This window comes from Nonomuraea sp. NPDC051941, assembly GCF_044593615.1.
The window spans coordinates 167,208-181,672 of sequence record NZ_JBIUCF010000016.1 but is presented as its reverse complement, the minus strand read 5'-3'; the positions used below and the strand labels follow the sequence as shown (position 1 = coordinate 181,672).

The window sequence follows — 14,465 nt, the reverse complement described above, 5'->3', positions numbered from 1 at the left end:
CCACCATCGCGGGCGCCGGGGCGGACCGGCCAGGTCAGGAAGGGCCAAGGAATACCAGGTGCGAGGCAGGCCGGGCGGTGACGGGCGCGGCGTCTTCTCCCCGTCCGGCAAGCGGTTCGTCACCGCCTGCCTGCCGCTGGAGAAGGCCGCCTGCGTGTGGGACGCGGCGACCGGCAAGGCCGTGACGAGACTTCCCATCGCCGGGGGCGCGCGTCCCACAACCCTCGGCTGGTACGACGAGAAGCCCCTGCTCATCTCCACCGCGGCCGGCATCGGGATCATGGACCTGACGGGCCGCGTGACCGAGACCCTGCTCAAGCTCGGCAAGAACTCCGAGATCTACCCGCACTTCAGCGCCACGTAGCCGTTCATCGCTCCCAGGAGTGGTCGATCGCAGCGTCCACAAGCTGTGGATCGACACCCGGAAACGAACCGTCACCGAACAGGATCCGCGCCGCCACGGCACGACCGGCACGACCACGCAGCACGGCCACCGCCGCCTCCGCCGCGGCGGGGGACCGGATACCGGCGAACACCCGGCGCAACAGCAGCCGGCCCCGGAATCGGGCCCGCAACGCGCCCCCGTCGTACAGGCTCAACCTGCGCTGATCGCCAGTACGCAGGTACCCGGCGGCGACCGCCGCGGCCAGTTCCGCCATGCGTAAACACGGATCCAACCCACCGGCCGTCAACGGCGACACCGCGCCCGCCGCGTCTCCGACGAGCAGCCCGGCGGGGCACGCCAACCGTCGCAGCACACCGCCGACCGGGATCGGGCCACCGCGGCGCTCGACCGGACCGGTCGGCGCCGCCCGGCCGGGCGCGTCCGCGGCGAAAGCGTCCAGCAGGTGACGGACACCGGTTCGCATCGCACCCGGATATCCCGCGACGCCGACATGCGCGTGCCGACCGTCGTCGATGACCCACCCCAGGTACCCCGGAGCGAGCCGAGGATCCAGCACGCAATGGAACGCCGGGGTGGTCGTGCCCGACGCGACCGGATGGACGATCTCGGCACCGACGAGAAAGCGCCGGTTGACATCGAGGCCGAGATCCCGCGCCACCCGGGAGCGGGCGCCGTCCGCGCCGACAATGAACCGAGCCCGCACCGGCTCCGCACCCGCGAACTGCACAAATCCCATCGACGCGCCGACATACCGCACGCCCAGGAAGACCCGCACCCCGGCCGACTCCGCCGCACGGCGCGCATGCTCGTAGACGGCCGCCATGTCAGCCACGCGATACTCGTCCCGCTCACTGGTCAGCCGGATCGGCGCCCGCCGCGACGGCGGATACAGCAGCACGTCCCTTACACCAGGCCCGAGCAGCTGGTCCGGCAGGTCGAAGTCATCAAGGGTACGACGCACGAAGATCCCGGTCGTACGGATGCCCGCCGACAGCGACCTGCGGCGGTCGACCACCATCACATCCAGCTCTCGCAGCGCGAGCAGCCGAGCCGTCCGCAGCCCGGCCAGTCCCGCCCCAACGACCAGTACATCCACTGTCCGCATATCCAGCGACGCTAGGGGCCATACCCCACCCACGGGACCATCTGCACGCGACCCGCCCAGTACCTCTACACCGTCACCACACTCACGCCCGTGGAAAGCCCCAGACAGGCCTCGACGGAGACCCCGGGCCTCCTGTGCAAAGTCCAGTAGGAGACTTCCAGCAGTGCAGGTGGACGAACGCCAGCTGCTACATCAGGCGCGGGACTCGCTGAACCAGCGCCCAGCCGAAGGCAGAAAGAGCAGGACTATGACGGCCCAAGCGAGTATGTGGGAGCCGAACACCGCTTCCCACGTCACTGTGGAGAAGAGAGCCAGGTCGAGGATGGCGGCGCCGATCAACAACAGGTGCACGGCGATGATTGCCCATCGTAAGTACGTTCGGCGGCTCGACCATCGGCTCAACAGCCACCCGAGAAGGGCGGTGCTTCCTGCGACGTAGATCAGGCCAGGCAGGATGCCCCACTGAAAGGTGGAGAAAAAGCCGGCCAGTGTGATCGCCAGGCCCACCAGACCAAAAGCCACTTCCAGCGTAATGATGAACTGAGCCGCTTTGAGAGTGCCCGGCATCCGGTGCGCCTTGACGCTGTTCGTCACAGCCCCATTCTGACGGGCAGGGCTACAGAGTGCCGGGTCCGTCGATGTCCGGCTCACCATTCGGACTCGCCCAACTCCGCTGGGCCGGATCATATGATCCACTTCATGCCGATCCCCCGAGCGGTCGCCGTGGTCGTCGACGGTACCCAAATCCTGGTCATCAAACGGTTCCTCCGACGCAGGCCAGGCGTCACCTGCGTCATGTGCGATGCCGGAGGCCGGCGGGGGTCGCAGTGTCCCGGACACCACTACGCGGTTCTTCCCGGGGGCCATGTGGAGGATGGCGAGTCGTCGGAGAGTGCGGCGGTCCGTGAACTCCACGAAGAGACGACTCTGACCGGAAAGATCGACCGGTTGCTCTTCACCAGCTCACACAATGGCCGGCCCGCCTTCTACTACCTCATGCGCGACGTCGACGGCGTACCGTCGCTCTCCGGCGAGGAGGCTGTGGAGCACGGGCCGGACAACAGCTTCGAGCTCAGATGGGCGACGGTCGCCGAGTTCGAGCAGCTGAACCTGTATCCCGCGGATGTGCGTGGACCGCTCGCGGAGCTGCTGCGCGGCTGACCCTTGCTCCGAGCCAGGCGCGCTTCGAGCGCCAGCTTCTCGGCCGAAGCCACTTGCCGCACTTGGCGCTTGGTCATGCGGAACGTCGACGACCACCAGCTCGCGTTGCCATGCGATGCTTCCCGACCGCTACGCCCGTTATGAGGTCCTGACTTCGACCATCGCGGCCGGCCAGCCGCCCTGGTCGCCGATCTCGCGCGGGGCTTCACTCCTATCCCGCGCTTCTCCGCGTGGCGGAGCGGGCCACCGGCGTCGGCCGAGCGCGCCACATCCCGCAACGTGAGCACATCCTCCATTCGCTATTCGCGGTCCAGTAGGACTCGCTGTGCACCGGCTCGATGTTCTCCACCCGAATCGGCGTGGTCGGCAGCACGGTGGCCGGATCGGCGCCGAACCCGGCCGCCGCATCGTACGGCACCACCCGGCGCAGTCTGCGCGCGGCCGTGGCGAAACCCTCGACCCCCGTGCCCGCGACCCTGAACTTCGGCGTGGCTGAGCCCCCACGATCCTCCATGCCCCAGGTTCTCGCTCGGTTTCCGCTTGAGCTGCGAGAACTTCGATGCCTTCGCGGATGTAGCGCTAGGCGGTGGCCCGGGAGATGCGAGGGTCGCGCCCGAGCTTGGGAACGTCGTGCTCGCCGCGGAACCAGCGCAGCACCATGACCGCCTGCCGGAACGCGTTCAAGGCTCGGCTGCCTTGCGGGATGCCACGCAGTCGGCGTTCTTCGTGCAGGAGTCGTGCGACGTACTGAACGAGTGCGCGGGAGACGTCGAGCGTGGCACGATGAGCAATCACGTGGAACCTTCGGGCTGGCTGAGATGCTTGTGGTGAGAGCTCTTCTACCGGGGGCTCCACGTCTGTTTCCGACTTCGGTGACTCCTCCCGAAAGGCCCGGAACGCCACGGACAGCGGCCAAGAAACTCCACCTCAATGCTCGCGCGGCGCCGGGGTGTTGGTGAACACGGCGATGTCACGGTCAAAACAGACGATGACGTGTCCATCTACGCTGATTGCCACCTCTGTTACGGGTTTGGGGAAGTGCAAGTCCGGTCCGATTTGCCTGCGGGTGGTGAGGTTCCACACGCGTACCGTCTGATAACTGGTGGTCACAGCTATGGGTTGACCGTCCACTGTGGCGGCAGCGACGGCTCCGGTGGCTCTGGTGGGAAGTTCACCGAGGGCGTTGCCCGTGGCCAGGTCCCATATCTTCACGGGGTCTGAGCTGTTGCGGCTAGCGGTGATCGCGGCCGGCCGATCGCCGATGGTGGTGACGGCGAGGTTTTGCACGGATTCGCCGTGCCGATCGGCGGCGGAGGTCGTGGTCGACCGGTTGGTGGTGAGGTCGAGCACCTTGAGGGTGCCGTCTTGGGTGACGGTCAGGGCGACTGGTCGGCCGTTGAGGGTGGTGGCGCCGACTGCGCCCGTCCAGCGCCGCCGGCCGGCGCGGGATGCATCGATCTCTTCGCCTGTGTTCAGGTTCCACATGCGGATCGTTTCGTCGTAGCTGCCGGTCACGGCCACCGGCTGCCCATCGAACTCCACTACGGCAGCCATGCAGACAGCGTCGGTGTGACCGGTGAACGGCCCGCCTGTCTGCGTCCCCGAGCGGAGATCCCATATGCGGACGGCCTTGTCGGAGCTGCCGGTGACCGCCGCCGGTTGGCCGCCGACAAGCGCGGTGGCAACCGCGGTAACCATGTCGGTGTGACCGGTGAGCGGATCACCGACCTGCTCGCCGGTAGGCAAATCCCACACCCGGACGGTCTTGTCGTAGCTGCCGGTCACGGCAACGGAACGTCCGTCAAGCACCGTGGTGGCGACGGCGGAGACATAGCCGGTGTGGCGGTTGGGGGATTCATCGACTCGCCGCCCTGACGACAGGTCCCACATCCGTACCGTGTAATCGTCGCTGGCGGAGACGGCCACCGGCCGCCCATCCACCACCGTCGTCGCAATCGCCCGAACGTGATCGGTGTGCCCGGTGAGCGACTTGCCGATCTGCTGGCGTGACTCCAAATCCCAGATCCGTACAGTTCCGTCGATGCCGCCGGTAACGGCCACCGGCCGCCCGTCCAGAACCGTGGTCGCAATCGCCTTCACAAAGCCGGTGTCGCCACTGAACGGTTTGCCCATCTGCTGGCCTGAGCTCAGATCCCACAAGCGTAGAGTTCCGTCGTCCGCACCGCTGGAAATTGCCACCGGCTGCCCGTTCACCACCGTGGTCACAACCAGCTCAACGTAGTACGTGTGGCCCCTCAGCGGTTTGCCGATCCGCCGGCCCCGCTTTAGATCCCACATACGTAAGGTGCGGTCGTGGCCGCCGGAGATGGCCACCGATCGTCCATCCATCTCCGTGGTCGCAATCGCTGTGACCCAATTGGTGTGACCTCTGAACGGCTCGCCGATCTGCTCGCCTGATCTCAGATCCCACATGCGTACAGTTTTGTCGTGGCCGCCGGAAACTCCCACCGGCCGCCCGTCGATCATCGTGGTCGCAACCGCTTTGACCCAATCGGTGTGACCTCTGAACGGCTCGCCGACTTGCTGACCGGACATCAGATCACACACCCGTACGATTCCGGTGTTGCCACCGGCGAAGACCGCCACCGGCCGCCCATCCATCACCGTGGTCGCAAGCGACTCCACGTAGTCGTAGTCGCCGCGACCGGTGAACGGTTGAGCGATCTGCTGACCTGACGTCAGGTCCCACAGGCGTAGGGTCCGATCGCGACCCCCGGAGACCGCCACCGGCCGCCCGTCCACGACTGCGGTCGCAAGCGCCCACACCCGATCGGTGTGGGCGGTTCGTGGCACCCCGACCGGCTCGCCGAACGCCAGGTCACTCGCCGGCCGACTGGTCCACGCCAACGTCCACCGGGAATTCTTCGTGAACGGAATGCGGGCCGCGCCCGATCGAGAAGAAGACATGGCGGGCATGCTAGCCGCCACCCCTGACAAAGATCAGCGGAGGAAGCGCACGCCTTAGCCACACCGGCTTGTCCCGGTGCCGGCCGCGATGAGGTGATCGGGCGGCAGCACGCCGCCGCCACCTGCTGCCACAGCGGACCCGCTGATCCGACGCTCATGCGGGCGGACGAAGCTCGCGTTCCGGTAATGGCCACGCACATGCGTCGTTGTCTACGCGGTGTTGGTCGGCGACCTCAGACGGGGCGAACGCAGGCGCACTGGCCTGCCGCGAGTGTGCCCTCCGCAGCCTCTGCGGCTTCCCGCGTGGCGACTTCGGTCCTGGCGGAAGCAACCACCGCTCCGGCCTCGGCCTTCCTGATGCGTGGCTGGACCGCCGCTGCCGTACGCCCTCCGGCCTCGACCTTCTCGTCGCGCGGCCAGACCGCCAGCGCCGTGACAGCTCCGATTGCCGCCAGGCCCGCCAGCACGGTCCAGGTGGTCGTGAAGCCCGCGTGTGTGGCGACCCATCCCGCGATGGGATAGGTGACCAGCCAGGCCAGGTGGGACAGCGAGAACTGGGCGGCGAAGACCTCGGGAATTGCGGTGGGATCGACCGCCCGGCGAAGCACCCGCCCGGTCGGCGTGACGATCAGCGCCATCCCGCCGCCGACCGCCGCCCAGATCACCCCGGTCGGCAGTGATGCGGCGATGCTCACCGCGGACATCGTGACCGCCGCGCCCACCGCGAATAGCAGCACGGCGGCACCGATCAGCATCACGAACCGGTCCGCCACCCGGTCCAGGACACGCGGGAGGACGAGGGCCACCAGCAGCGTCCCCGTTCCGGACGCGGCGAGCACCCAGGCCACGTCGGATTGGGCTCCGCCGAGAACGTCGCGGACGTAGTTCACGGTGTTGACGACCACGATGGAGCCGACGGCGGCGACCACGAGGTTCAGTGCCATGACGCCGCGCAGACTCGGGGTGGCCGCGAAAGTGCGGATCCCCGCCACGGCCCGGTCCCAGGCCTTCGTGTGCGAACTGGGGCGCGCGTTGGGGATGCGTGTGGACAGGACCAGCAGCGCGGACACGGCGAACCCGACGGAGGTGCCGAGGAACAGCAGGTTGAACGACATGAAGGTGAGCGCCACAGCCGCGAGCACCGGGCTCAACAGGCTCTCCATGGTGTAGGCGACCTGCGATGCGGACAGGGCGCGGGTGTAGTCCGCCTCCTTGGTCACGATGTCGGGGATGACCGCCTGAAACGTCGGGGTGAATGCCGCTGACGCGGTCTGAAGAACCCCGATCAGGACGTAGATGTGCCACACCTCGGTGACGAACGGCAGCGCGATCACCACCAGAGCGCGCACCACATCGAGGATCGTGAGAAACCAACGTCTGGGCAGCCGATCGACGTACGCGGCCGCGAGCGGTGCGACAACCACGTACGCGACCATCTTGATCGTCAGCGCGGTGGCGAGAACCGCACCGGCACGCGGACCTGCGAGCTCGTACGCGAGCAGCCCCAGCGCGACGGTAGCCAAACCGGTACCGAACAACGCGATGACTTGAGCGCTGAACAGCCGCCGGTAGTCGCGAATCGCGAACAATCCCATGTCCGTCTCCTCCCGGGCAACCGCAGTCACCACCAAGCACCGAATCAGATACCCCTTGGGGGTATCAGCCTCGGGAGTGTTTTATACTAGGTGGGGGTATATGTCAACGGAGGGCCAGGGGCGGGACGCCTGCTACAAGGCGGGAGAGAGCCTCGTCGATTCACCACGGCACGCATGCCACCGTGTCTCGACATCCGTCCGCTCCGGAGCGCAACTCCGAGATCGGGCGATTCATTGCCGGCTACGTCAATGTGGACTACCCCGGCGAACTGGTCTGGCAGGTCACGGTCATAGACGCTGACCCCTCCGCAGCCCTGGCCCCGCTCACCGCTCAGGGGACAGTGACTTCAGCGGAAGTCGGAAATCCGCCTCCTTGAGCGCCGCTCGTGGGCACCCCGGGCGAGGTCGGCCACCGGCGATCGCGACCCCGTGCACCAGTTCGGGCGTCAACTGGAAGTGCGGCACGCCGCGCTTCGGACGTGGCTCGGTCCATCCACGGTGACCCGCGATGATCCCGACGCCCAGGCAGGTCATCTCGATCTCCTGCCGCATGCAGGAAATCCTCCCGTTGAGCACATCCCACGGCAGGGGAGACCGTGCCCATACGAGGGTGTCCGGGTCCACATCAGCGCCTGTACTGCGTCACGCATGGTCGCCGACCACATCCCCAGCAGTTGCCCCCGCTTGGTGTCGGTCAGCCCCGCCAGCACCTTGGCGGTCGTGTAGACCAACGAGATCACCAAGCGCGACTCGCGCTGAAACGGCTACAAGGTGCACCTCACCGAGACCTGCGGCACCGACGCCCCGCATCCGATCACCTACGTGATCACCGCGCCGTCGCCCGGCAGCGACTACGTCGCGGGACGGTGCTGCGGGCGATCGGCGATTCACGTCCATGCGGTCGACGTACCGTGTCAGACCGGTGGTGCCAGGCGTTTTGACGCCCGCTCTTGGCACGTCATACGCCCGCGGCGTCCTCGGCCTCCCAGCGCAGCAGGTCGCCCGGCTGGCACTGGAGCACCTCGCAGAGCGCGGCGAGCGTCGTGAAGCGCACCGCCTTGGCGCGGCCGTTCTTGAGTACCGCCAGGTTGGCGGGCGTGATCCCTACGCGGTCCGCGAGCTCGCCCACGGACATCTTCCGCCTGGCCAGCATCACGTCGATGTCGACGGTGATCGGCATCAGATCACCTCGTCCAACTCGGCCTGCATCTGCGTCGCTTCGACGTCGCGCGCGACGGCCTGGGCGAGCAGCATCCGCAGCACGAACACGATGAGCGCGACCCCCAGGATGGCCACGCCAATCCCGCCCATGATGACGGTGACACCCGGGTCTTCCCGCTGGCCCGGCGCGTTGAGGGCCGTGACCGCGAACCACAGGAGGGCGGCCGCCACGATCGCGCCGATCACGGCGTCCACGTACCGGAAGGCGGCGTGGGAGAACACGGTTCCGCGTCGCACCATGGTCACCAACCGCCACACGCTGACCATGGCGACCTGGCCCGACACCATGCCCAGGATCGTGATGATGCGCAGCGCGGTCAGCGGGAGCGACCCGTCCTCCGGGTCGTTCCCGCTGACCAACACCCACACCATCGATGCCTGTACGAGCACGGTGCCGGCGAGCACCACGACGAGCACGACGCGCAGTGCACGCACTGCCAGCTTTCCCATATCCCATCCTTCCATCGAATTGCGATGAGAATCTATCGAATTTCGATAGGCAAGGCAAGAGCCGGGGCGGAGGGTGGGCGGCGGTTTCGCACCGTGACGGCCACGCGCTGTGGTCCTACTTCCGGCCCTTGTCCCCTGTCCGTGATCATCCCTTCCGATCACGGCAGTCGATCACCGTAGAGCTCGGGGGCGAGCTCCGCGATGCTGAGCCGCTCTGGGGTACGCCGACAAGACGGGACAAGGCGGTCGGACGCAACAACTTTGGGCAAAGAATCTTCATCTAACGCGCCGTGGACGCACTGAGCGCGGGGGATCCGCAGCACATCGGGGATTACTGGTTGGCTGGACGCCTCGGCTCGGGCGGCCAGGGAGTCGTGTACGAGGCCTACGACCCCGAGGGACGCAGGGTCGCCATCAAGGTGCTGCACGCGTCGGACAACAACGGCAGCCGCGACCGCTTCGCCAAGGAGGCGACCGCGGCCGGCAGGGTGGCCTCGTTCTGCACGGCCCGGGTGCTCGCCGCCGACCTCGAGGCGAGCAAGCCGTACATCGTCTCGGAGTACGTCGCGGGACCGAGCCTGCGCAAGGCCGTGATGGAGGGGCGCAGGTTCACCGAGGACGATCTCCACCGGCTGGCGACGGCGATCGCCACCGCGCTGACCGCGATCCACGACGCGGGCGTCATCCACCGCGACCTGAAGCCGGACAACGTGCTGCTCGGCCCGGACGGCCCGCGCGTGATCGACTTCGGCATCGCCCGCACCATGGACATGTCGCTGACGAAAACGGGCGAGGTCTCGGGCACGCCCAGCTACATGGCGCCCGAGGTGTTCGTCGGGGAGCGCGCGGGGGCACCCGCCGACGTGTTCGCGTGGGGTGCCGTCATGGTGTTCGCCGCCACGGGGCAGGACCCGTTCAAGGCGGACACCCTGGGCGGCATGATGCACCAAGTGCTGTCCTCCGCACCGGATCTGCGGGGGTTGCCGCCGCGGCTGGCCCCGCTGGTGGCGGCCGCGATGGCGAAGGATCCCGCCGCCAGGCCCGCGGCACGCGACCTGCTGCTCGCGCTGGTCAGCGGCAACGCCGCCGACACCAGGGGCCTGCTGGCCGCGGGCAGCCGCTCGGCGCAGGGCGTGCACGGGCTCGACCAGGGTGATCCCGAGCTGGGGACGATCGCGGAGGACGCCTACACGGCGCTCACGCCAGAGGAGCGCGAGCTGGCCGCCGCGGTGTTCCTGCGGATGGTGACCGTGGGCGAGGACGGGTACGAGAGCGGGCGGTGGGCCTCGCGCGAGGAGCTGTACGGCGGGCGCCCAGAGCGCGAGGCGGCGGCGGTCGAGCGGATCCTGCGGGCGTTCTCGTACGTGGTGACCACGAAGGACACCTCGGTCTCGCTGTCCAGGCCCGCGCTGCTGAGGGCCTGGCCGCGGTTACGCATGTGGGTCGACGCCGACCGCGACGGCCTGGCCGTACTGGGCCAGATCTCCGCGGCGGCACGGCACTGGTCCGACAACGGCAGACGGGACGGCGACCTGCTCCAGGGCAGCCGTCTGGAGCAGGTGCTCAGCTGGGCGGCGACCGGCCGCCGTCACGTGACGCTCACCCCCGCCGAGCGGGACTTCCTGCGGGCAGGCACCGAACTGACCAGAAAGCGGACCCGTCGCAGGACGCTGACCACGATCGCGCTGGCCGGGCTGCTGGTCGTGGCCATGGTCGCCGGAGGGCTGGCCGTCTATCAGCGGCAGCAGGCCACCGAACAGCGTGACATCCTCACCGCCAAGCAGGTGGCGACGGAGGCCGACCGGATGCGCACGACCGACCCGGTCAAGGCGATGCTGCTGAGTGTGGCCGCCTGGCGGGTCTCACCGCAGTTGGAGACCCGATCCAGTCTCATCGCCTCCCTGCAGCAGCAGGAGGCGGCGGTCTTCCGCGATCCCCTGGTCAAAGGCCTTGCCCATCGCGCCCTCAGTCATGACGGCCGCACACTCGTCAGCGTCAGCGAAGCCGGCGTGAACGTCTACGACGTCCGCACCGGCAAGCGCACCGGTGGCTGGGCCGGGCTGAGGCTGAAGGACGGGACTCCCCAGGACCCGGCGCTCAACAAGAGCGGCCGCCTGCTCGCCCTGACCATCGGTTCAGAGCTCGGCGTCTGGGACCTCACCTCGGGCAAGCAACTGGTGCGGCGCTCCCTGTCGGAACGCGGCGGGTTCAGCGCGATCTGGGGTGAGCACGAGTCGATCCTCACCGTGATGCGCCAAGGCGAAATCGTCTACCTGCTGGACGTGGCGACCGGCAAGCAGTTCGGCAAGACTCCCTACACGGACGGCAGCATGGTCCCGTCGCAGCCTCCGCTCGTCGATCCGACAGGCAAACACCTGCTGATGACGGGTGGGCGCTTCGACGAGCTGACGCTGCCGGGATGGACCCCGGAACGGCGCCTGGCGCCCTGCCGAACTCACTCGGACGTGGCGGCTTTCACCCCGGACGGCAAGACCATCGCCTGCGCGAACGCCACGATCGCGCTCGTCGACGCGGCGACCGGTCGTGAGCACAAACTGGGCGATGAAGACTGGGCCTGCGACATCTGCACGAAGTCCGGGGCCAAGCTGCGCTTCAGCCAGGACGGCGACTACCTGGCCGCCTTCGCCGAACGCGAGCTGCGCGTGTGGAAGGTCGCCGATCGCAAGCAGATCCTCACCTACGGGGCCGAGGACGAGCTGACCGACCTTCGGTTCGACCCCGACGGCAGGACCCTGCGCTACCTCTACGACAACATGGTCATCAGCCTCGACCTGTCGCCGAGAGCCGGCACCACCCATGTCCGGAAGGGAGTGGCGAAACTCAGTCCCGGAGGACGGTGGGTGGCGATGGAGGATCCCGATCAGAACCGCCTCGGGCTCTGGGACCTGCGCAGCCGCAAGGAGGTGGCGACGTTCCCGCTCGGCGAATTCGGGGCATGGGGATTCGACCGGACCGGCACACGCATGCTCATCGCGGACTTCACGAGCGTGCGGCTGATCGACCTCGCGACACGCAAGAAGCTCTGGCAGATCTCCACGCCGCACACGAACACGAACAACCCCGAGCGTGCCGACTTCAGCCAGGACGGCAAGACGATCGCGCTCACGCTCCAGCCATCTACCCAGGAGGGCAGCTTCCGGCTACTCGTGCTGGACACCGCCGGTGGGCGCGTCCTGCGCACGTTCAGCTCGCAGATCGACGGCGGCCCGTACACGCCGGACGGACGCCTCGCCTCGACTTTCGGAAGGTTCATCGACCTCACCACCGGCAGGCCGGTCGACGCGGCCTTCGATGTCGTACGCGGTGCCTCGGCAGTGGCCGTCAGCGGCCAGGGGCGGCTGGCGTTCAGCGCCGGCCCGGCCGGCCGCATCGCGATGTGGAAGGTCCAGGGGCCGGCCCAGATCACGCCGGTCCTACGCGGGACGACGGGTGAGATCGCGGAACTGGCCTTCTCCCAGAAGGGCGATCTGCTCGCCAGCGTGACCGCGGACGGCATCCTCCAGGTCTGGGACGTCAACGCCATGCGGCGGCTCGGCGGCGCGTTCAACCTGCACGGCTTCCAGATCACCTCGCTCGCCTTCAGCCCGGACGACTCCACCCTCTACGCCGCCGACTGGGGTTCCGTCTACAAGATCCCGATCGGTGCCGAGCGGATCGTCCAGGACGTGTGCCGCCGTGCCGGGCACACGCTCTCCCCGGCCGACTGGGCCTCCTTTCTCAAGGACGTGCCCTACCGCGACATCTGCCCGACCAGGCAGCCCTAGTGAGCAGGTGGCACTGGTGCACCTGCCTGGCGATGGAGCACGGTGAGTTCTGCTGCTCCGGCAACTCTCACGTCAAGCCGCTCATGCAGATCATCGACGATAAGGGAGCCTTCCATGGCAGGGTCGGCGCGGAAGCCTCCCTCTCGACCGGCTCCCGGGCGGCGGACATGATGGCGGTGTTCCGCATCACCGACTTCCGCTGACCGGCCGGGCCCTGAGCGGCAAGCTGTCCCGAGTTCTGCGCCGCGCCTTGAGCTGCGAGCCGACGAGGGAAACCGAACCCCTGACCTTCTGTTTCAAGGGACTTCGAGACTGTCCACGGGCGTCCAGCGCTGTCACGAGTGCCTGCTCAAGGTCTCTCACCTTGTCTGCAGGGCTTGCGCGCCTGGGATGGCCACCTCTGCCGGCCCTGACCCGAAAATACGAGAGCGGAGGCAAGGAATACTCCGCCCGCCTTCAGCAAAGACTATTACCACTTGGGATCCGATCTGCACAGGATTGTTATAAGACATCCCTTATCTCGCCAACCCCACTCTCTTACTCTTTTCCCTGCTATATCCCCCCAAGCAAGGACCCTGATGAAACTTTTCTTCGCAGGCCTCATGGCAACGGCCGCGGCCGTGTGCGCGGTGGCCGTACCCGCTCAAGCGACATCCGTCGCATCCGTGCAGGCCGCTCCGGTGAACCCGGTGAAAGCCCTGAAGGCCCAACTGGTCCCGGGCAAAGGCGTAAAGATCACCGAATCAAGCGGCATCACTCTCGATTTCACCGCCGACGACCAGGCTATGCAGGTACAGGTGAACACCAACACGGTCGGCACCCTGGCTTTCGGCAAAGGCAACGTAGCGGCTGCCGACCTCCGTGTCCGCATGTCCTCACGCCAGAAAAAGCCCAACCCTCCCTACCGGGTCATCGCTGAGGGCAGAAACGCCTACGTGACCAACGCCGGCATCGCCAAGGCGCTGCCTTCCGGTCTTTCCTGGATCCAGTCGAAGGCCAGTGGGCGCGACAACGCTCTCCTCAACGTGGGCGTCACTCCGGCAGAACTGCAGTTCATGCTGGACAACGCATCAGAAGTAGCGACCGGCCAATATCAAGGCACCGCCACACTCGCCGAATTCCGGCACGACAAGTCCGCAGGGGAAGGCAACGTCGAGTTCCACCTGTACTTCGATGAACACAACCAGCTCACCCGCACGGTCGTCGACACGACGACCTTCCCGGACGACGACACCACGGCCTATGACCAGATGGCCTTCCACACCGACACCAAGTATTCGGGCTGGGGCGCCAAGGTGAAGATCGCCGCACCGGCGGCCAGCAAGGTCATCAGCGAGAAGAAACTCAACGCTAAGACCCGCAAGGCCGTCATAAAGGCCGGCTATCCGGAGAGCGGCCCCTTCTAACCTGCACGTCGGCGGGCAACGCGTACATCTTTCCCACCTGAGCGGCGTCCCCTTCAGAGGGGCAGGGGACCCAATCAGGAGGCCGTCCGTGGCTGAGATGGCCGGGGCAAGAATTGAAGCAGGGCGTTCACCGGCACGTAGAAGCTGCGGCCGGCACGGCACTCGATCACATCGTTGAGCACATCACTGCGCGCAATCCGACCAAAGGGAGTGCGCCCTACTCGACGTCAAGAGCTCGGCTGCACTGCTGACCGTCTACGCCGTCGCCCGCGACGCCACCGGCGAGCCCTCCACAGACGCGCTTGCGACGTGGCAGGGGAACAAGGTCACCTGAGCCTTCGATCGCCCCCAACCACCTACGGCGACCAACCACCGCATGGCGGTCGTAGGGGGAACATCGGAAAATCT

General features: G+C 67.3%; 14 protein-coding genes. 5 read left to right on the top strand and 9 right to left on the bottom strand.

Annotated elements, in window-relative coordinates; translation table 11 throughout:
• The first annotated feature begins 58 nt into the window (after window positions 1-58).
• Entirely contained in the window at window positions 59-364 is a 306-nt protein-coding gene (locus tag ACIHFD_RS27030; RefSeq protein WP_397369209.1) for a hypothetical protein, read from the top strand.
• A 4-nt stretch (window positions 365-368) separates the two neighbouring features.
• On the opposite strand, the gene ACIHFD_RS27025 is transcribed toward ACIHFD_RS27030, so the two are convergent.
• Window positions 369-1,511, bottom strand: a complete 1,143-nt coding sequence (locus tag ACIHFD_RS27025) for an FAD-dependent monooxygenase (protein WP_397369208.1) — start codon at window positions 1,509-1,511, stop codon at window positions 369-371.
• Window positions 1,512-1,703: 192 nt separating this feature from the next.
• On the bottom strand, window positions 1,704-2,105 hold the full coding sequence (locus ACIHFD_RS27020) for a hypothetical protein (RefSeq protein ID WP_397369207.1): 402 nt from the start codon (window positions 2,103-2,105) through the stop codon (window positions 1,704-1,706).
• Window positions 2,106-2,210: 105 nt separating this feature from the next.
• Between ACIHFD_RS27020 and ACIHFD_RS27015 the strand changes: the two genes are divergently transcribed.
• Window positions 2,211-2,672 carry an NUDIX domain-containing protein gene (locus ACIHFD_RS27015; protein WP_397369206.1) on the top strand — a complete coding sequence of 154 codons (462 nt, stop codon included), beginning with the start codon at window positions 2,211-2,213 and terminating at the stop codon, window positions 2,670-2,672.
• Between the two features lie 211 nt (window positions 2,673-2,883).
• On the opposite strand, the gene ACIHFD_RS27010 is transcribed toward ACIHFD_RS27015, so the two are convergent.
• From ACIHFD_RS27010 to ACIHFD_RS26980, 7 genes are all read right to left on the bottom strand, one after another.
• Window positions 2,884-3,186 carry a hypothetical protein gene (locus ACIHFD_RS27010; protein ID WP_397369205.1) on the bottom strand — a complete coding sequence of 101 codons (303 nt, stop codon included), beginning with the start codon at window positions 3,184-3,186 and terminating at the stop codon, window positions 2,884-2,886.
• 65 nt (window positions 3,187-3,251) lie between these two features.
• Entirely contained in the window at window positions 3,252-3,467 is a 216-nt protein-coding gene (locus tag ACIHFD_RS27005; protein WP_397369204.1) for a hypothetical protein, read from the bottom strand.
• A 132-nt stretch (window positions 3,468-3,599) separates the two neighbouring features.
• Window positions 3,600-5,600, bottom strand: a complete 2,001-nt coding sequence (locus ACIHFD_RS27000; RefSeq protein WP_397369203.1) for a WD40 repeat domain-containing protein — start codon at window positions 5,598-5,600, stop codon at window positions 3,600-3,602.
• A 233-nt stretch (window positions 5,601-5,833) separates the two neighbouring features.
• Entirely contained in the window at window positions 5,834-7,195 is a 1,362-nt protein-coding gene (locus ACIHFD_RS26995) for an MFS transporter (protein ID WP_397369202.1), read from the bottom strand.
• A 324-nt stretch (window positions 7,196-7,519) separates the two neighbouring features.
• Complete coding sequence (locus ACIHFD_RS26990) at window positions 7,520-7,747, bottom strand: hypothetical protein (RefSeq protein WP_397369201.1); 228 nt, start codon at window positions 7,745-7,747, stop codon at window positions 7,520-7,522.
• Window positions 7,748-8,153: 406 nt separating this feature from the next.
• On the bottom strand, window positions 8,154-8,375 hold the full coding sequence (locus tag ACIHFD_RS26985; protein WP_350733295.1) for a helix-turn-helix transcriptional regulator: 222 nt from the start codon (window positions 8,373-8,375) through the stop codon (window positions 8,154-8,156).
• On the bottom strand, window positions 8,375-8,866 hold the full coding sequence (locus ACIHFD_RS26980; RefSeq protein WP_397369200.1) for a DUF2975 domain-containing protein: 492 nt from the start codon (window positions 8,864-8,866) through the stop codon (window positions 8,375-8,377). The genes ACIHFD_RS26985 and ACIHFD_RS26980 overlap by 1 nt, the downstream gene beginning before the upstream one ends.
• Before the next feature lie 290 nt (window positions 8,867-9,156).
• Here ACIHFD_RS26980 and ACIHFD_RS26975 point away from each other — a divergent pair, with 290 nt between their 5' ends.
• From ACIHFD_RS26975 to ACIHFD_RS26965, 3 genes are all read left to right on the top strand, one after another.
• Window positions 9,157-12,651 (top strand): protein kinase, encoded by a 3,495-nt coding sequence (locus ACIHFD_RS26975; RefSeq protein ID WP_397369199.1) that lies wholly within the window; start codon window positions 9,157-9,159, stop codon window positions 12,649-12,651.
• Window positions 12,651-12,854 carry a hypothetical protein gene (locus ACIHFD_RS26970; protein WP_397369198.1) on the top strand — a complete coding sequence of 68 codons (204 nt, stop codon included), beginning with the start codon at window positions 12,651-12,653 and terminating at the stop codon, window positions 12,852-12,854. The genes ACIHFD_RS26975 and ACIHFD_RS26970 overlap by 1 nt, the downstream gene beginning before the upstream one ends.
• 375 nt (window positions 12,855-13,229) lie before the next feature.
• Window positions 13,230-14,057 (top strand): hypothetical protein, encoded by an 828-nt coding sequence (locus ACIHFD_RS26965; protein ID WP_397369197.1) that lies wholly within the window; start codon window positions 13,230-13,232, stop codon window positions 14,055-14,057.
• Window positions 14,058-14,465 lie beyond the last annotated feature (408 nt).